Here is an 18,167-nt window from a genome sequence, read left to right as displayed (position 1 = left end):
CAAGGCTCGTGTGAGCCTCATCTAAGCCTCAAGCGGGGCGATGAAAAGGCCGTCCCTATTCGGCCGCCGCCCGGGCGACCCCGCGCACCGCCTCGGCGAGCGCGCTGACGAGGCCGGTGACGGCGGGAACGGTGGCGGGCGTCGCCCGCTCCCCGGCGTCGAGCGAGCCGCGCAGCGCGTCGATCAGCGCCGAGCCGACCACCACGCCGTCGGCGCCGGCGGCGATCGCGGCCGCCTGGGCCGGGGTCTTCACGCCGAAGCCGACCGCGACCGGCAGGCCGGTGTGGCGCTTGATGCGCGCCACCGCCTGGCCGACCACGTCGGCGTCGGGCGTCGCCGCGCCGGTGATGCCGGTGATGGAGACGTAGTAGACGAAGCCCGCCGTGTTCGCGAGCACCGCCGGCAGGCGCCGGTCGTCGGTGGTCGGGGTGGCGAGGCGGATGAAGTCGAGCCCGGCCTTGAGCGCCGGCAGGCACAGTTCGTTGTCCTCTTCCGGCGGCAGGTCGACCACGATCAGCCCGTCGACCCCGGCCTCCTTGGCGTCCTTCAGGAAGCGCTCGACGCCGTAGATGTAGATCGGGTTGTAGTAGCCCATCAGCACGACCGGCGTGTCCGCCTCGCCGGCGCGGAACTCGCGCACCATGGCGAGCGTCTTGGCCAGCGTCTGCCCGGCCTTGAGCGCGCGCAGCCCCGCAGCCTGGATCGCCGGGCCGTCGGCCATCGGGTCGGTGAAGGGCACGCCGAGCTCGATCACGTCGGCGCCGGCTCCCGGCAGCGCCTTGAGCAGGGCGAGCGAGGTGTCGTGGTCCGGGTCGCCGGCGGTGATGAAGGTCACCAGCGCGGCGCGGCCCTGTTCGGCGCAGGCCTTGAAACGGGTGGCGAGGCGGGTGGTCATATCTTGGTCCCCAGAATCTCCGCCACCTGCGGAATGTCCTTGTCGCCGCGGCCCGACAGGTTGACCACCATCAGGTGCTCCCTCGGCAGGGTCGGGGCGAGCTCGATCACCTTGGCGAGCGCGTGGGCCGGCTCCAGCGCCGGGATGATGCCCTCGAGCTTCGACACGAGCTGGAAGGCGGCCAGCGCCTCCTTGTCGGTCGCGGAGATGTAGGTGGCGCGGCCGGTGTCGTGCAGCCAGGCGTGCTCGGGGCCGATGCCGGGATAGTCGAGGCCGGCGGAGATGGAGTGCGCCTCGATGATCTGCCCGTCATCGTCCATCAGCAGGTAGGTGCGGTTGCCGTGCAGCACGCCCGGGCGCCCGCCGGTCAGCGAGGCGGCGTGCTCGCCGCTCGGGATGCCGTGGCCGGCGGCCTCCACGCCCCAGATCTTCACGGAAGGATCGTCGAGGAAGGGGTGGAACAGGCCCATGGCGTTGGAGCCGCCGCCGATGCAGGCGATCAGGCTGTCGGGCAGGCGCCCTTCGGCCTCCATCATCTGCTCGCGGGTCTCGTTGCCGATCACGCTCTGGAAATCGCGCACCATGGCCGGGTAGGGGTGCGGGCCCGCCACCGTGCCGATGCAGTAGAACGTGTCGTGGACGTTGGTGACCCAGTCGCGCAGCGCCTCGTTCATCGCGTCCTTGAGCGTCTTGGCGCCGGCCTCGACCGGCACCACCTCGGCGCCCAGCATCTTCATGCGGAACACGTTGGGCGCCTGCCGGGCGACGTCGAGCGCGCCCATATAGACCACGCATTTCAGCCCATAGCGCGCGCACAGCGTTGCGGTGGCGACGCCGTGCTGGCCCGCGCCGGTCTCGGCGATGATGCGCTCCTTGCCCATGCGGCGGGCGAGCAGAATCTGGCCGAGCACGTTGTTCACCTTGTGCGAACCCGTGTGGTTCAGTTCCTCGCGCTTGAAGTAGACCTTGGCGCCGAGCCCCTCGCCCGCGCCGGCGCGCAGGTGCTCGGTGAAGCGCTCGGCGTAGTAGAGCGGGCTCGGCCGGCCGACATAATGCTTCAGCCCGGCATCCATCTCCGCCTTGTAGGCGGGATCGGCCTTGGCCTCCTCATAGGCCTTCTGCAGGTCGAGGATCAGCGGCATGAGCGTTTCGGCCACGAAACGTCCGCCGAATATGCCGAAATGCCCGTTCTCGTCGGGGCCGGTGCGGAAGGAGTTCAGAACAGTCACGACGCAGGGCTCGTCTGGTTGGCTGGGGAGGCCGTCGCCGGCCGGGTTGGGATCGGCCGGGCGGCCGGTGATTTCGTGCGTGCCGGCCTCGCGCGCCTCGCTCTCGGCAGCGCGGGCCGCGCGTATGAAGGCCTCGATGCGCGCGGGGTCCTTGAGGCCGGGCGCGCTCTCGACGCCGGAGGAGACGTCGACGCCGGACGGGCGCGCCAGGCGCAGCGCCGCGCCGACATTGGACGGGTCGAGCCCGCCCGAGAGCATATAGGGCACGCGAAGTTCGAGCCCGGACAGCAGCGCCCAGTCGAACGGCACGCCGTTGCCGCCGGGCAGCGCCGCGCCCTTGGGCGCCTTGGCGTCGAGCAGCAGCCGGTCGGCGACGCCCTCATAGGCGCCGAGCCGGCCAAGATCGGCGCGCGTGGCGATGCCGACCGCCTTCATCACCGGCAGGCCGAAACGGGCGCGGACAGCGGCGACGCGCTCGGGGGTCTCGCGGCCGTGAAGCTGGAGCAGGTCCGGGCGCACGGCCTCGACGATCGCGGCGAGCGCCTCGTCCTCGGCGTCGACGGTCAGTGCGGCGACGCGAGCATGCGCACCCACCCCCCGCGCGTGCCCGGCGAGCCGGCGCGCAGTGGCAAGGTCGACGTTGCGCGGGCTCGGCGCAAAGAACACGACACCCACCATGTCCGCCCCGGCGCCGAGCGCGGCGTCGAGCGTCTCGAGGGTGCTGAGCCCGCATATCTTGATCTCAAGCGACAAGGCGGTCTCCTCGAACAGAGCCCACTAGCACGGATCGGGCGCGCGAGGCGAGGTCTTGATGGCCGGCGGACCCGACACCGGGGGCAGGCAAACGCGACGTCCGGCGGACTTTGCGGCTGCGGCGCCCGCCGGACGTCATCCGCGCGGCACGGTTGCCGGGTGAGAGCGCAGCTTGGGGCCGGCCCAAGCGGCGGATCACCATTATCCCTCTTCCGCAGCGAAATTGTCCATGCTACACGAAATGCAATGTGAAATATCTTATTTCACATAATTCTAATGCAAATGGTGATCGGCGCCCGTGTTGGCCGCGCCGCGCCGGCTGCGACAAGTGGAGAATTGCCATGCGCCTCTCGCGCCGCCTGTTCCTCTCCGCCATGGCCGCGCCCGTGATGGCGCCCGCCCTGGCCTCGCTCGCCCTGCCGGGCTTCGCCACCGCGGCCCGTGCGGATGAGCCGACCACCATCCTCAACGCCTCCTACGACATCGCCCGCGAGCTGTTCGAGGCCATCAACAAGCAGTTCGAGCCGGCCTACAAGGAGAAGACCGGCAAGGACATCAAGGTCGACCAGAGCCACGCCGGCACCTCGAAGCAGGCGCGCTCGATCGTCGAGGGCCTCGCCGCCGACGTCGTGACCTTCAACCAGATCACCGATATCCAGTTCCTGGTCGACAAGGGCTTCGTCGCCAAGGACTGGCAGTCGCGCCTGCCCAACGCCTCCTCGCCCTGGTACTCCTTCCCCGCCTTCCTGGTGCGTGAGGGCAACCCGAAGGGCGTGAAGAACTGGGATGACCTGGTGCGCGACGACGTCAAGCTGGTGTTCCCCAACCCGAAGACCTCGGGCAATGCGCGCTACACCTATCTCGCCGCCTACGCCTATGCGCTGGAGAAGTTCGGCGGCGATACCGCCAAGGCCGACGCCTTCGTGAAGAAGCTGTTCTCCAACGTCGTGGTGTTCGACACCGGCGGGCGCGGCGCCACCACCTCCTTCGTCGAGCGCGAGCAGGGCGACGTGCTGATCACCTTCGAGGCCGAGGTCATCAGCGTGAAGGACGCGTACAAGGACAAGAACTTCCAGGTCGTGGTGCCGCCGGTCAGCCTGCTCGCCGAGTTCCCGGTGGCGGTGGTCGACAAGGTCGTGGACAAGCGCGGCTCGCGCAAGATCGCGACCGACTACCTCACCTGGCTCTACTCGCCCGAGGGCCAGCGCATCGCCGCTGAGGCCAACAACCGGGTCGCCGACGCCGCCGTCGCCGAGGAGTTCAAGTCGAAGTTCGCGCCCGTGCGCCTCGTCAAGGTGGAGGACGTGTTCGGCGGCTGGCAGAAGGTCCAGGCGGACCATTTCGCCTCCGGCGGCAAGCTCGACGAGCTGTTCGTCGGCCAGTGACCGGCCTTGCCGGCGCCCCCGGGCGCCGGCGTCAGTCCGCGCGGTCGGCGTGCTGCCAGCTCTTGAACACGAATTCGAGGCTGTAGCCGTCCGGGTCGCGGACCTGCGCCGCGTAATAGCGGGGATCGTAGTGAAGCTGCGGGCCGGGCGGGTGTATCGCCTGCGCGCCCGCCGCCAGCGCCTCGGCATAGGCCGCGTCCACCATCGCCTCGGAATCGGCGACAAGGCCGACATGCACCGCGTCGGGAGACGGCGTGCCCGGGCGCAGCCAGAAGAAGATCCGGCCCTTCGCCCCGAACCCCGTCAGATCGGGATGCCCCGCCGGGCCCTGGCGTCCGTCATAGTCGTGCCGGGCGGTAATGCCCAGGATCGGCATCACCCGCTCGTAAAAGGCGGTCGAGCGCGCCGTGTCGCTCACGGTGAGGAAGATATGGTCGAGCAGGCGAGCCTCCTTCGGGCGGGAATCGCGGCACGGGGTCGTCCGCCTGTGTCGACCGTCACCGGCGCACGGGCAAGATGACCGCTTCACCGCGCCTTGAATGTGAATACCCGATAAAACTGGACATTCATGTGAGTGTGCGGCATGCCCGAAGCTCCTGCGGCTTTAGGCCATGTCGCGAAACCGGGCGGGCAGAGGAGCCGAAACGTTGAACCGCGTCGTCCCGGGCTTTGCGCTCTCGCTCGGCATCACCCTGTTCTATCTCAGCCTGATCGTGCTGCTGCCGCTGGCCGCGCTGGTGTGGCAGGCGACCGATATCGGCTGGTCGCGCTACCTCGCCATCCTGACCGGCGCGCGCACCTTCGCCGCCTTCGAGGTGACGCTGACGACCGCGGCACTGGCCACCCTGTTCAATGCCGTCTACGGGCTGGCGCTGGCCTGGGTGCTGGTGCGCTACGAGTTTCCCGGCCGCCGCCTGCTCGACGCGCTGGTCGACGTGCCCTTCGCCCTGCCGACCGCGGTGGCCGGCATCGCGCTCTCGGCGCTGTTCGCCAAGAACGGCTGGTTCGGCGGCCCGCTGGCCGGCCTCGGCATCGAGGTCGCCTACACGCCGATCGGCATCGCGGTGGCGATGGCCTTCACCTCCATCCCCTTCGTGGTGCGCACGGTGCAGCCGGTGCTGGAGGATTTCGCCGCCGATGTCGAGGAGGCCGCCGCCACGCTCGGCGCCTCGGATCTGCGCATCTTCGCGCGGGTGATCTTCCCGGCCATCTTCCCGGCCTTCCTCACCGGCGCCTCGCTCGGTTTCGCGCGCTCGCTGGGCGAGTTCGGCGCCATCATCTTCATCGCCGGCAACCGGCCGATGAAGACCGAGGTGGTCTCGCTGCTCACCTTCATCCGCATCGAGGAATATGACTACCCGGCCGCCGCCGCCATCGCCGCGACGCTGCTCGGCCTCGCCTTCGTGATGCTGTTCGTCGTCAACATGATCCAGCTCTGGCAGCAGCGCCGGATCGGGACGGGAGACTGAGCATGGCTTCGGAACCCACCTCGACACCGCAGCCTCAAGTGCCCGCCCCGCTGCTGCCCGACCCCCTCCTCACCGACCCGCTCGCCTCCGGCGCGCCGGGCGCGAACCATGCGCCGCGCCGCATCCGGGTCGGCGACGGGCCGGCGACGCGGCGGGTGATGATCGCCGTGGTGCTGGTGGTGACCCTGCTTGCGCTGGTGGCGCCTCTCGCCGCCATCTTCGCCGAGGCGTTCCGCCAGGGCATCGCCGCCTACACCGCCTCCTTCGCCTCGTCCGACACGCAATACGCGATCTGGCTGACCGTGCTCACGGCGCTGATCGTGGTGCCGATCAATATCGGCTTCGGCATCGCCGCGGCGTGGTGCATCGCCAAGTTCGCCTTCCCCGGCCGCAACCTGCTGGTGGCGCTGGTGGAGCTGCCGTTCTCGATCTCGCCGATCATCGCCGGCGTGTCCTACCTGTTCGTCTATGGCGCGCAGGGTCTGCTCGGGCCGTTTCTCGAGGCGCACGACATCAAGATCATGTTCGCGGTGCCGGGCATCATCCTCGCCAGCCTGTTCGTCACCGCGCCCTTCGTGGCGCGCGAGCTGATCCCGCTGATGATCGCGCAGGGCTCGGAGGAGGAGGAGGCGGCGGTGACGCTTGGCGCCAGCGGCTGGCGCATCCTGCGCCTCGTCACCCTGCCCAATGTGCGCTTCGCCCTGCTCTACGGCGCGGCGCTGTGCAATGCGCGCGTCATGGGCGAGTTCGGCGCGGTGTCGATCGTCTCCGGCAACATCCGCGGCCAGACCAACACGCTGCCGCTTCAGATCGAGCTGCTCTACCAGGACAACAACGCGGTCGCCGCCTTCGCGGTCGCCACCATCCTCACCGGCGTGGCGCTGGTGACGCTGGTCGCCAAGGCGATCATCGAGCGGCTCGACGCCGCCCGCGAGCGCACCGCCGGCCGCCCGGGCCACTGACGGCGCTCTCCCCCGCGAGGGCGGGCGGACCAGGTCGCCGGTCCCGGCTCTTCACGATTGCCGAAACTGCCTCTCCCCGAGGGCGAGCATCACCGGCGGTCAGGTCGCCTTCAGCGCCTTCCACACCAGCTCGGCGGCGGCGAGGTCCTCGATCGCGGTGCCGACCGACTTGAACAGGGTGATCTCGCTCGCCGAGCCGCGCCCCGGCGCGGTGCCGGCGGCGAGCTCGAACAGGTCGCCCTCGACCCCGCCCGGGCCTTCGCGGCGCAGCAGGCCGCTCGCCAGCGGGATCACGATGTCGCCCGCCTCCTTCATCGCCCCGGCGCGGGTGTCGACATAGACCCGCGCGCGGGTGATCGCCTCGTCGTCGGCCTCGCGCATGGTCGGGGTGAAGCCGCCGACGAGGTCGACATGCTGGCCGGGCACGAGAAAGCGCCCCTCGACCAGCGGCTGCGGCGAGAGCGTCGCCGAGGCGACGATGTCCGCCCCGCCGATCGCCGCGCCCCGGTCGCTCACCGCCTCGGCCTCGAAGCCGTCGGCGCGCAGCGCAGCCGCCATTGCCTCGGCCTTCTCATGGGTGCGGTTCCACACCGCGATCGAGCGGATCGGCCGCACGCTGGCATGGGCGCGGGCGAGATAAGGCGCCAGCGCGCCGGCGCCGATCACCGCGAGCCGGCTCGCATCCGCGCGCGCGAGGTAGCGCGCGGCCAGCGCCGAGGCCGCCGCAGTGCGCCACAGGGTCAGTGCGCGCCCGTCCATCACCGCCAGCGGAAAGCCGGTCGCCGCCGAGTTGAGGATGAACAGGCCGGTGACGCTGTCGAGCCCGCGCGCGCCATTGGCCGGAAACACCGTGACCAGCTTGGTGCCGAGCACGTCGTCCTCGGTCCCCTCGGCGGTCCAGGCCGGCATCAGCAGCAGCGTCGCCTCGCCCTCGGGCCGCTTGATCGCGTGATGGTGGCGCACCGGCACCTCGATCCGCCGGCGGAAGGCGGCGTCGAGCGCGTCGATCAGGGCGGGGAAGGTGAGCAGGCCGGCGATCTCGCCGGCGGTCACGAAGCGCAGCTCGCTCATCGCGGCCGCCATATGGGGCAAAACGTGCAGCGCCGCGCGGGGCGTGTCATCGCCGGTCTCGCGGCCCGCTCAGGCCGCGCTGCGGCGGTCGGCGAGGGCCGGGGTCTGCGGGCTGGAGGCGAGCGACAGGCTGGCCGGCTTGGCCGCGGAAGAGGTCCCGGCCGGTGCGGTGCGCGCGGCGAGGGCGCCGCGCAGCGCGTCGGCCTCGACATTGGCGCGCTGCGCCTCGCGCCGGTTGCGCCGGGCGTCGCGGCGGTAGCGGCCCTGGGTCAGCCATACGCTGACGCCGCCCAGCACGACGCCGAGGATCAGCGCCGCGAACACCACGAGGAACAGCGGCAGCTCGACGCTCATGCCGGACGCGCCGGCGAACGGGTCGAGCATCAGCGGCACCGCGTGGCGGTTGGCGACGGCGAGCATGATCACCGCCACGGAGACGGGAACCAGGATGAGGGTCAGGACGATCCGGCGCAGCACGCGGGGCTCCTCGGCAGTTCGGTTCGTTTCGATGGCGGCACGGCGTGCGCGCCGCCCGCTTGCATCATTCGAGGTCGACGCCGTCGTTCAGGCGTTCGCGCATTTCCTTGCCCGTCTTGAAATAGGGCACCGCCTTGCCGTCGACAGCCACATGGGCGCCGGTGCGCGGGTTGCGGCCGGTGCGGGCCGGGCGCGCCTTCACCGAGAAGGCGCCGAAGCCGCGCAGCTCGACCCGGTCGCCACGCGCCAGCGCCGAGACGATCTCGTCGAGTATCGCATTGACGATGTTTTCGACATCGCGCTGGTATAGATGCGGATTGGCTTCCGCAATACGCTGAACAAGCTCGGACTTGATCATCGACGCCCCGCCCCTTTTTTTGTCCGGCTTGTCGGAAAACCAGAAAAGATCATATTTTGGAAGCTCTTGGCCCGTCTAGCCTCAGCGAGGGTGCCAGAGGGCCAACAGACCGTCAAGGCGCGCCTGTGCCGCGACCCCGCCCGTCGGGTCAATAATCGCATGAGCGAAGTCTCCCAGCCCGATCAGGGACATGAGGTGGATCGCGATACCGGACAGCCAGCCGAACTCGTCGCCGGCGCGCTCGGTGTGCCAGTCGCGCACCGGCAGGCTCTTCGGCACGCCGCGCTCGCGCTCCAGCCAGTCGCGCGCGGTATCCTCGTCCCCGATCTCGTCGATCAGCCGCAGCGGCAGCGCCTGGTGGCCGGTGAACACCCGACCGTCCGACGCTTCGGCCAGCTTGTCGCCGGTGATCAGCCGGCGCTGCGAGACCAGGTCCTTGAACCAGCCATAGCTGTCCTCCACCAGCGAGCGGATCGCCGCGCGCGCCTCCTCGGTGGGCGGATCGAACATGTTCGGCGCCGCCTTGAGCGGGCTCGACTTGATCTCCTCATAGGAGACGCCGACCGTCTTCATCAGCTCGGAGAAGTTGGGAAACTGGAAGATGACGCCGATCGAGCCCACCAGCGCATTGCGCGGGGCGACGATGTGGTCGGCGCCCATCGCCGCGATATAGGCGCCCGAGGCCGCCATGCCTTCGACCACCGCGACCACCGGCTTCTTCTTCGCCAGCGCGCGCAGCTCGTCATAGAGCGCGGCCGAGCCGACCACCGTGCCGCCGGGGCTGTCGATGGAAAGGATCACCGCCCGCGCGCCCGAACGGCCGATCGCCTCCAGCAGCTTGGTGCGCTCGCGCTCGTTGCGGATCAGCCCGCCGATCTTCACCCGCGCCACATGTGGCGCGTTGCCCGGCAGGAAGGCGCCGTTGCTGAGCCAGAAGAACGCGCCGAATCCGGCGGCGAGCAGGATCAGCAGGGCGAGCACGCGCCAGAAGACCAGCTTGCGCCGCAGCCTCCGCCGCGCCAGCAGCTCGTCCACCTCGATCGCAGTTCCCGCCATGCGGCTCTCCTCGGTCTCGCGCCCAAGCCGTAGCGGCGGGCTCGGGCCGGCGCAAGGGTCGAGACGCCGCCGGCACCGTGCCGACACGCGGGCGTGACCGCGCCGCGAACCGCCCGCGACGGTGGGACGCCGCGCGCTTCAGCCGCCGTGCCGTTCGAGGAAGGCCTCGATCTCCAGCGTGCGGAAATCCTCCAGCGCGGCGCGCAGGCGCGCATGGTCCCAGTCCCACCAGGCGAGCGCCTGCAGGCGCGCGGCGATCCCGGGCGCGAAGCGCTGGCGCACCACCCGCGCCGGCACGCCCGCCACCACGGCATAGGGCGCGACGTCCTTCGTCACCACGGCGCCCGCCGCGATCACCGCGCCGTCGCCGATGCTGCGGCCGGGCAGCACGATGGCGCCGTGGCCGATCCACACATCGTGGCCGATCGTCACCGGCTGCGCGCGCCGCCGCTCGAAGAAGCCGGGCTCGTCCTGCGCGTCCTCGAAATAGTCGCCGGCGCGGTAGGTGAAATGGGCCTGGCTCGCCCGTTCCATCGGGTGGTTGCCGGGGTTGATCCGGCTCATCGCCGCGATCGAGGCGAACTTGCCGATGCGCGCATGGGCGATGTCGCAATCATTGACCACGTAGGAATAATCGCCGAGCTCGACCTCGAGCAGCCGCGTGCGCGGGCCGATCTCGGTGTAGCGCCCGAGCGTGCACTGGCGCAGCTCAGCGCTCGGGTCGACCAGCGGTTCGACGCCGAGCCGGGTCTTCCGCGTCTCCGTCCTTCCCGGCTCCGTCGTCTCAGGCTCCGTCATGCCTCGTCCTCCGCCGGTCAGCTCCCGAACGCGTAGCGCCCGATCAGCCGGAACGGGCCGTTCTCCTGCTTGTAGAGCGCGACCTCGCTGACGATCAGCGGCCCGTCGGCGCCGCTGCCGGCGAGCTGGGCGGCGAGCTCGGCCTCGGCGAGACCCCGCTCCTCCTCGTCCAGTCCGCCGGTCAGCGTCATGTGGAAGCGGAAATCGTCCAGCACATAGGGGTAGCCCCAGCGGGCGAGCTGGTCCTGCTGGCGCGGGGTGAGCGGGGCGCGCAGGCGCTTCTCGCGCTCGGCCTCGCTCATCGGCGCGCGGAAATCGTCGAAGGCGGTCACGGCGCCGGCGGCAAGCCGGTCGAGCGCGGCGCAGGGCGTCACTGTCCTGAGCGCCAGGAACCGGCCGAGCACGGCGAGCTGGATGCCGGTGCAGGCGAAGGGCGCGCGCGCCGCGGCGAAGCGGGCGCAGGCGGCCTCGAGCTGGGCCTCGCTGCGGCCGTCGGCGAGGCGGAACGGCGCCTTCAGCGTGCCGTGGAAGCCGTAGCGGCGCGGCTCGCTGGTGATCTCGCGCCAGCGCTCGGCGTCGAAGCGGCGCAGCGCCGGAAGGGCGCACTCCTCGCCGGTCTCGGCGTCGTAGCCGAGCACGCTGGAGCCGAAGCGCCAGAGCGGGCTCTGTGCCGGCGGGGCGTAATAGACGGCATAGCGGGGCTGGTTCATGGAATCAGGACACGCACGGGTTGGAGGCACGCACGGTATCAGAACACGCGCCGGCCGCCGCGCGTGACCTCGCGCACCAGCGGGGTGTCGTCGACGAGGCGGAAGGCGACGAGGTCGGCCCGCAGCCCCTTCTCCAGCCGCCCGCGGTCGTCGAGCCCGGCGAGGCGCGCCGGCACCGCGCTCACCAGCGCCAGCGCGGCGGGCAGATCGAGTGCGGCAGGCGCATCGGGTTCAGTAGCCGCATCCGGTTCCGCCTGCCCGTCCGCGCCGGCCGGCCGGGTCAGCGCCAGCGCCGCCTGTAGCAGGCTGGCGGGCACATAGTCCGAGGCGAGGGCGTCGAGCAGTCCTTCGCCCGCCAGCTCGCGCATCGACGCCCCGCCCGAATGAGAGCCGCCGCGCACCACGTTGGGCGCGCCGCCGATGGTGGCGAGGCCCGCGCCGCGCGCCGCACGCGCGGCGTCGATGGTGGTCGGGAATTCGGAGATGGTGCAGCCCGCCGCCACCGCCTCCTCGACATGGGAGGGCGTGGTGTCGTCATGGCTCGCCAGCACGATGCCGGAGCCCGCGAAGGCGGCGACCATGCGCGCATGGTTGCCCGCCACCGCGTCGCGCGCGCGCTCGATGCGCCAGGCCACCTCGCGGTCGATGTCGTCGCCGCCCTTGCCGATGCCGGTGAGGTAGACCTTGAGATGCTCGACATTGCGCCACTGCCGCGTGCCGGGCGTGTGGTCCATCAGCGAGGCGAGGTGCACCGCCGCCCGGTCATGGGCGATCTCCACCAGCTCCGGCAGGTTCGGGTCGGTCAGCTCGCAGCGCAGGTGGAGGCGGTGCTCGACCCGGAACATGCCGCGCGCCCCGCCCTGGTGCACCGTCTCCAGCATCACCTCGTAGAGCGCGCGCCGGTCGGCCTTGGCCTGGTCGAAGGCGCCGGCGCAGATCGCGTCGTAGACCGTGGTGATGCCCGAGGCCGCCATCTGCGCGTCATGGGCGAGGGCGGCGGCGCGCGCATCCGGCCAGATCACCTTCGGGCGCGGCACGAAATGGCCTTCCAGCGCGTCGGTATGCAGGTCGATCAGGCCGGGGGCGATGAAGGCGCCCTCGCAGTCCACCGCCGCCGGAAGCTGCGAGCGGCCCTCGTCGAGCGCGCGGATCACGCCGGCCTCGTGCACCAGCGTGCCCTCGACGACGCGGTCGGTCAGGACGAGGCGGGCATTGGTCAGAATCGTTTCCATCGCCGCGCCTGTCGCATGTTGATGTGACCGTTCCGTGAAGCGGGTCAGACCCCTGCCGCCCCGCCATCGGCGCGCGGGTCGTGGGTGCCCTCCACCCCCGCCCCCTCGGGATGCAGCACCACGGCACCGGCATGGCCCATCATGTCCGAATAGGCTTCGGGCAGCACCTCGACGTCGTGGCCGGCGCGCTCCAGCGCCTCGGCCACCGCGCTGTCGATCGCGCCTTCCACCCGCAGATTGACGAGGTCGGAGCCCCAGGTGCGGCCCAGCACCCAGCGCGGGCGCGCCACCGCCTCGCCCAGCGGCACGCCGAACATGGCGTAGCGGCTCATAACCGCCGCATTGGTCTGCGGCTGACCCTCGCCGCCCATCGTGCCATAGGCGACGACGCGCCCGTCGGCGAGCTGCGCCATGCCGGGATTGAGGGTGTGGAACGGGCGCCGGCCCGGCATCAGCGGGTTGCGCGCGCGCGGGTCGAGCGAGAAGGAGGTGCCGCGGTTCTGCATCAGCATCCCGGTACCCGGCAGCACCAGCCCGGCGCCGAATTCCCAGTAGATCGACTGGATGTAGGAGACGGTGATGCCGCTCTGGTCGGTGGCGCCGAGCCAGACCGTGTCGCCGCGCCGGGTGGGATGCGGCCAGGGCGCGGCCTGGCGCGGCTCGATCGCCGCCGCCTCGCGCGCCAGCGCCGCCGGGGTGAGGAAGGCGGCCGGGTCGCGGGTGAGGTGGTCGAAGTCGGTCACCACCCGGTCGCGGATCAGGAAGGCGCGCTTGGTGGCCTCGATCAGCCCGTGCAGATGCGCGAAGCCCTCCGGCGCGGCGACGCCGAGGCGCTCGAACACGCCGAGGATGATCAGCGTCGCCAGCCCCTGGGTCGGCGGGGGCGAGGCCCACAGCTCCATATTGGCGAGCTTCAGCTTCAGCGGCTCGCGCCGCAGCGCGCGGTAGGCGGCGAGGTCCTCGCGCGTCACCGGGCTGCCGGCGCGCTCGAGGTCGGCGGCGATCTCGCGCCCGACATCGCCGCGGTAATAATCGTCGAGCCCGGCGCGGCCGAGATGCTCCAGCGTGTCGGCGAGCCGCTCGAAGCGAAGCCGCGCGCCGGGCTCGGGCACCTTGCCCTCGGCGTCGAGGAAGGTTTCGGCGAATCCCGGCACCGGGGTGAGCTCGGCGCGCTTTTCCTGCGTCAGCCGGTGCTGCGAGGCCGAGACCGGCACGCCGGCGCGGGCGTGGTCGATCGCCGCTTCCAGCAGCCGGCGCATCGGCATCCGCCCGCCGAGCGCGGCGGCGGTCTCGAGCGCGAGCTGCCAGCCGCCGATCTGGCCCGGCACGGTCAGCGCGGCGAGCGGCCCGCGCGGGGGAATGACGTCGTGGCCGCGGTCGCGGTAGAAGGCCTGCGTCGCCTTCGCCCCGGCATAGCCGGTGGCCTCGATGTAGCCGACCCGGCCCTTCGGGTCGCGGATCAGCCAGAAGCCGTCGCCGCCGATCTGGGTCATGTGCGGGTAGACCACGGCGATCGCGGCGGCGGCGGCGAGCGTCGCCTCGAGAGCATTGCCGCCCTCCTCCAGCACCGCGCGCCCGGCCTCGACCGCCAGATGATGCGGAGCGGCGACGATGCCGCGCCCGGCGCGTACGCTTTCGTGAAGGTGATCTGCCATGGACCGTCCCTGCCTGCCTGCGAACCGTGCGGCTTGACCCGCGCGGCGCGACATAGCAGGTTGCGCCGCGCCGAATAAGACGGATTGAGACGATGAGCACGGGCCGACGCATCCGCTGGGACCATCTGAGCACGGTGGTGAGTGCCGCCATCCTGCTCGGCGCCGAACTGATCGGCGCGGGCCTCGCCGCCGGCTGGGCGGTCGCGGCGCTGTTCGAAGCGAGCTGGGAGTGGGAGGTCGGCTTCGAGGCCGTGTTCGGCCTGCTGGCGCTCTACGGCATCTACCGCTTCGTCATGAAGGCGAAGAGCATCGAGCCCTTTGTCGAGGGCTGATTCCAGCCGCGCGGGCGGCCTCTCCAAGACCCTCTGATTTCCACCCGGTTGCCGGCTATGACGGTGCCGGGAAACCAGCAGGCATGCGCTTTGCCGGCTCATTGCGCCGTGCGCGCGGCCGCCGGCCCGGAAATCGGGCGTGTAAGATAAAAAATCCCACGATCCGCTTGCATGTGACGGCGAATGTCCCTACATCGCGTCTCGCCCAATTTCGCACGTGCCTGTGGTCGCGTGCCGATCGGCGGAAGTCCGGACAAGAGGCCGGAAAGTCGCCAGGAAGATCGGTAGCCGGAGGCGAAACCGGCGCACTCCGCTCTCAGCGGGGAACGTGGCTTGAAGCAACGACGTAGCGGGCTTTTTTGGTCTCGGTCGGCCCTCCAAAGGTCGGCGACACTAAAGAGGCACTACTTCTTGCCGGGCGTGCGGTCGGGTCCTCCCGTACCAAGCGAAGGCACCGATCGGCCGAGAGCGTTCTCCACAGGCGCTCGCGAACCTGTCCGTGCCACGGCTCCTGCAGACGGCCTTGCGGCAAAATGCCGTGCGGCCGGCGAACGGATGCGAATTTTCGCCATCGGCGCGGCGCATTGGCGCCGCGGGCGAGTGTTCGCATCGCGTGTTCGCATCACCTGGGTCCGAAGCTTCTGGTCGATGGGAGAGCGCCATGACCGACCGTATTCGCGAGTTTCTGCGCAACCGACGTGAGGACGGCCCGTGCGTCGTCGTCGATCTCGACGTGGTGCGCGCCAATTACAACGCCTTCGCCCGGGCGCTGCCGGACACGCGCGTCTTCTACGCCGTGAAGGCGAACCCGGCGCCGGAGGTGCTCACCCTGCTCGCCGAGCTCGGCTCCTCCTTCGACTGCGCCTCGGTGCCCGAGATCCAGATGGTGCTCGCGGCCGGCGCCACGGCGGACCGCATCTCCTTCGGCAACACCATCAAGAAGGAGCGCGACATCGCGCGCGCCTTCCAGCTCGGCGTGCGCCTGTTCGCGGTCGACTGCGAGGAAGAGGTCGAGAAGGTGGCCCGCGCCGCTGCCGGCGCGAAGGTGTTCTGCCGCATCCTGTGCGACGGCGCCGGCGCCGAATGGCCGCTGTCGCGCAAGTTCGGCTGCGTGCCGGAAATGGCGGTCGACGTGCTCGAGCACGCCCACCGCAAGGGCCTTGTCGCCTATGGCGTCTCCTTCCACGTCGGCTCGCAGCAGAAGAACGTCGAGGCGTGGGACTCCGCGCTCGCCTCCGCCTCCGCGATCTTCCGCGCCTGCGCCGATCGGGGCATCCACCTGTCGCTGGTCAATCTCGGCGGCGGCTTCCCGGCCAGGTACCTGCAGGACGTGCCGGCGGCCGAGGCCTATGGCGAAGCCATCTTCCGCGCGCTCTCGCGGCATTTCGGCAACGCCATCCCGCAGACCATCATCGAGCCGGGCCGCGGCATGGTCGGCGCGGCCGGCATGATCGAGGCCGAGGTGGTGCTGATCTCGAAGAAGTCGGCCGAGGACGAGGTGCGCTGGGTCTATCTCGACATCGGCAAGTTCGGCGGTCTCGCCGAGACGATGGAAGAGGCGATCCGCTACCCGATCCGCACCTCCCATGACGGCGACGCCGTGGAGCCCTGCGTGCTCGCCGGTCCGACCTGCGATTCGGCCGACGTGCTGTACGAGAAGACCCCGGTGATGCTGCCGGTGTCGCTCGCCATCGGCGACAAGGTGCTGATCGAGGCCACCGGCGCCTACACCACCACCTATTCGGCGGTGGCCTTCAACGGCTTCGACCCGCTGCGATCCTACGTGATCTGAGCCGGCCGCACGCCGGCTCCTCCCTCCCCCGCGGCCGGGCGACCGGCGGCGGGGAACGGGAGGCCGCCGGCCGCCGCACCCTGCCTTCACAATTCCCTTCCACCTCTTTTTCCCGGCCGATCCGGGTTTTGGAGGCCACCTTGGAACACGTCGCCGATCTCCTCCCCGCCGCCCCGGTCGCCGTGCCGGACTTCGCCGGCCGCGCGCCCGCCATCTCGCTGGAGCGCCCGCAGGACGTCGCCCAGCGCGAGGCGCTGCTCGACCTCGCCTTCGGCCGCGCCGCGCGCCTCGCCAAGACCTCCGAGCGCCTGCGCGAGGGGCGTCTGCCGGCGGAAGGGCTCGCCTTCGCCGCCCATGGCGCGGATGGCCGTGTGGTCGGCACGCTGCGCCTGTGGCACGTCGCCGCCGGCCCGGAGCGTCCCGCGCTGCTGCTCGGCCCGCTCGCCGTGCACCCGTGGTTCCGCGCCCGGGGGCTGGGCGCCGCGCTGATGAACACGGCGATCTGCGAGGCCGCCCGCCTCGGCCATGGCGCGATCCTGCTGGTGGGCGACGCGCCCTATTATGCGCGCTTCGGCTTCTCCGCCGCGCCGACCGGCGGGCTGTGGCTGCCCGGCGCCTTCGACCGCGCCCGCTTCCTCGCGCTCGAGCTCGCCCCGGGCGCGCTTGATGGCGCGCGCGGCCTGGTCAGCCCGACCGGCGCCTTCGCCGAGACGCCGAACCTCGCCGATCTGATCGCCAGCCAGGGCGACGCATCGGCCGCGATCGCGGAACTCCGACGCTCCGCCTGAGTTGCGTACGGACCATCCGGCACGGCGGCAACGCGATCGGCCGGATGCGCCGGCCGGAGGTGCGGCCCGGGTCGAGGCGGCGACGTGTCCAGAGCGCGCCCGCTTCCCCAGCCCCTCCGGCCGGCGCCTCTATCTCGTTCACCCGTAGGCGGCGAAGGCCGCGCGGATCGCCGCCGCGTCCCAGCCCGAGGCCAGCGCCAGCGTCAGCAGCAGCCGCGCCTTCGGGCCGGTGAGGAAGCCGGCAGGAACGAGCCCGCGCGCGATCAGGTCGATCTCCGACCCGGCATAGCCATAGGTGCGCTCGAACACCGGCCCGGCCAGCGTCCGGCTCGCAAGCACCACCGGCAGCGCGGCGGCGATGGTGCCCACGTCCTCCGCCAGGTCGGCCGGCACATGGCCCGCGCCCATGCCCTCGAGGACGAGCCCGGCATAGCCAAGCCCCGGCACGGCGCGCAGCAGCCGCCCATCGTCGCCCATCGCCATCTTGAGCAGCGCCACCGGCGGCAGCGCGGCATTCGGGTTGGCGGCGGCCGGCGCGAAGGCCGGCAGGCCGATCCGGCCGACGCGGGTGAGAAGGCGCGCCCGGCCCTCCGCCACCACGCCCAGCGGCCCGCCATTGTCGGAGACGAAGGCGCTGGCGAGCGCCGAATGCGCCTTGCGCACCAGCCGCGCGGCGTGGATTTCGTCGTTCAGCACCGCCAGCGCGCCGAGCCCGCGCGCCTCCGCGCTCGCCGCGACGATGGCGGCGGTCAGCAGGTTCGCCGGCCCCTCGGCGCCGGGCGCCTGCGCGCCCCGCATGGCGCCGGTCACCACCACCGGCTGCTCCTCGCGCAGCAGCAGGTCGAGCGCGAAGGCGGTCTCCTCCAGCGTGTCGGTACCCTGGATCACGATGGCGCCGTCGAAGCCCTGCGCGAAGCCGGCGCGGATCTCCTGCGCCACCGCCACCACATGGTCGAGCCCGAGCGAGGCGCTGGGCAGGCGCTGCGGCGAGCGCGCCTCGATCTGCGCCACCTCGCCGAGCCCCGGCACGGCGGCGACGAGATCGGCGGCGCCGAGCGTGGGCGTGATCCCCGCCCCGGCGGCGGGGTCCGCCGCGGTCATGGTGATGGTGCCGCCGAGCGACAGGACGAGAAGGCGCGGGCGTGTCATCTAAACCTGCCGGGATCAGAGCGCAGAGGAACCGCGCGGGCGCGCGGGAATCGTGC

Annotated in this window: 18 protein-coding genes and 1 pseudogene; 6 read left to right on the top strand and 13 right to left on the bottom strand. The window is 71.3% G+C overall.

From position 1 onward, the window contains the following. Window positions 1-55: 55 nt before the first annotated feature. The 3 genes and pseudogenes from trpA to NVS89_RS07945 all read right to left on the bottom strand — a co-directional run. Window positions 56-895, bottom strand: a complete 840-nt coding sequence (gene trpA, locus NVS89_RS07955) for a tryptophan synthase subunit alpha (RefSeq protein ID WP_258732064.1) — start codon at window positions 893-895, stop codon at window positions 56-58. Next, window positions 892-2,124 (bottom strand): tryptophan synthase subunit beta, encoded by a 1,233-nt coding sequence (gene trpB / locus NVS89_RS07950; RefSeq protein WP_258732371.1) that lies wholly within the window; start codon window positions 2,122-2,124, stop codon window positions 892-894. The genes trpA and trpB overlap by 4 nt, the downstream gene beginning before the upstream one ends. Window positions 2,125-2,232: 108 nt before the next feature. After that, window positions 2,233-2,877: pseudogene (locus tag NVS89_RS07945) on the bottom strand (phosphoribosylanthranilate isomerase); the annotation flags it as partial. Between the two features lie 341 nt (window positions 2,878-3,218). Between NVS89_RS07945 and cysP the strand changes: the two are divergent. Then, window positions 3,219-4,262: a thiosulfate ABC transporter substrate-binding protein CysP gene (gene cysP / locus NVS89_RS07940; protein WP_374114540.1), complete on the top strand. Its 1,044-nt coding sequence runs from the start codon at window positions 3,219-3,221 to the stop codon at window positions 4,260-4,262. A 31-nt stretch (window positions 4,263-4,293) separates the two neighbouring features. On the opposite strand, the gene NVS89_RS07935 is transcribed toward cysP, so the two are convergent. Next, entirely contained in the window at window positions 4,294-4,692 is a 399-nt protein-coding gene (locus NVS89_RS07935; RefSeq protein ID WP_258732369.1) for a VOC family protein, read from the bottom strand. 217 nt (window positions 4,693-4,909) lie between these two features. On the opposite strand from NVS89_RS07935, the gene cysT reads away from it, so the two are divergent. Both cysT and cysW read left to right on the top strand, forming a co-directional pair. Further along, window positions 4,910-5,731, top strand: a complete 822-nt coding sequence (gene cysT, locus NVS89_RS07930; protein ID WP_258732063.1) for a sulfate ABC transporter permease subunit CysT — start codon at window positions 4,910-4,912, stop codon at window positions 5,729-5,731. 158 nt (window positions 5,732-5,889) lie between these two features. Beyond that, on the top strand, window positions 5,890-6,693 hold the full coding sequence (cysW, locus tag NVS89_RS07925) for a sulfate ABC transporter permease subunit CysW (protein ID WP_258732368.1): 804 nt from the start codon (window positions 5,890-5,892) through the stop codon (window positions 6,691-6,693). Window positions 6,694-6,792: 99 nt separating this feature from the next. Here the strand turns inward: cysW and lhpI are convergent, their stop codons facing one another. The 8 genes from lhpI to NVS89_RS07885 form a co-directional block, all read right to left on the bottom strand. Beyond that, window positions 6,793-7,764: a bifunctional Delta(1)-pyrroline-2-carboxylate/Delta(1)-piperideine-2-carboxylate reductase gene (gene lhpI / locus NVS89_RS07920; protein ID WP_258732062.1), complete on the bottom strand. Its 972-nt coding sequence runs from the start codon at window positions 7,762-7,764 to the stop codon at window positions 6,793-6,795. Between the two features lie 69 nt (window positions 7,765-7,833). Then, window positions 7,834-8,241, bottom strand: a complete 408-nt coding sequence (locus NVS89_RS07915) for a lipopolysaccharide assembly protein LapA domain-containing protein (protein WP_258732061.1) — start codon at window positions 8,239-8,241, stop codon at window positions 7,834-7,836. Window positions 8,242-8,305: 64 nt separating this feature from the next. Then, window positions 8,306-8,599 (bottom strand): integration host factor subunit beta, encoded by a 294-nt coding sequence (ihfB, locus tag NVS89_RS07910; RefSeq protein ID WP_258732060.1) that lies wholly within the window; start codon window positions 8,597-8,599, stop codon window positions 8,306-8,308. Between the two features lie 81 nt (window positions 8,600-8,680). Further along, window positions 8,681-9,655, bottom strand: a complete 975-nt coding sequence (gene sppA / locus NVS89_RS07905; RefSeq protein ID WP_258732059.1) for a signal peptide peptidase SppA — start codon at window positions 9,653-9,655, stop codon at window positions 8,681-8,683. A gap of 138 nt (window positions 9,656-9,793) precedes the next feature. Beyond that, complete coding sequence (locus NVS89_RS07900; protein WP_258732058.1) at window positions 9,794-10,453, bottom strand: DapH/DapD/GlmU-related protein; 660 nt, start codon at window positions 10,451-10,453, stop codon at window positions 9,794-9,796. 17 nt (window positions 10,454-10,470) lie between these two features. Continuing rightward, complete coding sequence (locus NVS89_RS07895) at window positions 10,471-11,163, bottom strand: DUF1045 domain-containing protein (RefSeq protein ID WP_258732057.1); 693 nt, start codon at window positions 11,161-11,163, stop codon at window positions 10,471-10,473. 38 nt (window positions 11,164-11,201) lie between these two features. Then, the gene (locus NVS89_RS07890; RefSeq protein ID WP_258732056.1) at window positions 11,202-12,395 is read right to left on the bottom strand and encodes an alpha-D-ribose 1-methylphosphonate 5-triphosphate diphosphatase; all 1,194 of its coding nucleotides are present in this window, start codon (window positions 12,393-12,395) and stop codon (window positions 11,202-11,204) included. Window positions 12,396-12,439: 44 nt separating this feature from the next. Continuing rightward, the gene (locus NVS89_RS07885) at window positions 12,440-14,050 is read right to left on the bottom strand and encodes a gamma-glutamyltransferase family protein (RefSeq protein ID WP_258732055.1); all 1,611 of its coding nucleotides are present in this window, start codon (window positions 14,048-14,050) and stop codon (window positions 12,440-12,442) included. A gap of 92 nt (window positions 14,051-14,142) precedes the next feature. On the opposite strand from NVS89_RS07885, the gene NVS89_RS07880 reads away from it, so the two are divergent. From NVS89_RS07880 to NVS89_RS07870, 3 genes are all read left to right on the top strand, one after another. Then, a complete protein-coding gene (locus NVS89_RS07880; protein WP_163074999.1) occupies window positions 14,143-14,382 on the top strand; it encodes a hypothetical protein in 240 nt (79 codons plus the stop codon). Between the two features lie 661 nt (window positions 14,383-15,043). Further along, window positions 15,044-16,174: a type III PLP-dependent enzyme gene (locus tag NVS89_RS07875; RefSeq protein ID WP_258732053.1), complete on the top strand. Its 1,131-nt coding sequence runs from the start codon at window positions 15,044-15,046 to the stop codon at window positions 16,172-16,174. A 182-nt stretch (window positions 16,175-16,356) separates the two neighbouring features. Beyond that, the gene (locus NVS89_RS07870) at window positions 16,357-16,962 is read left to right on the top strand and encodes a GNAT family N-acetyltransferase (protein WP_374114548.1); all 606 of its coding nucleotides are present in this window, start codon (window positions 16,357-16,359) and stop codon (window positions 16,960-16,962) included. Window positions 16,963-17,100: 138 nt separating this feature from the next. On the opposite strand, the gene NVS89_RS07865 is transcribed toward NVS89_RS07870, so the two are convergent. Further along, window positions 17,101-18,111: an asparaginase gene (locus NVS89_RS07865; RefSeq protein WP_258732052.1), complete on the bottom strand. Its 1,011-nt coding sequence runs from the start codon at window positions 18,109-18,111 to the stop codon at window positions 17,101-17,103. Window positions 18,112-18,167: the final 56 nt, after the last annotated feature.

The organism is Ancylobacter mangrovi, from assembly GCF_024752355.1.
GTDB lineage: Bacteria > Pseudomonadota > Alphaproteobacteria > Rhizobiales > Xanthobacteraceae > Ancylobacter > Ancylobacter mangrovi.
The sequence above is the reverse complement of the archived record's forward strand: the minus strand, read 5'-3'. Positions and strand labels throughout refer to the sequence as shown.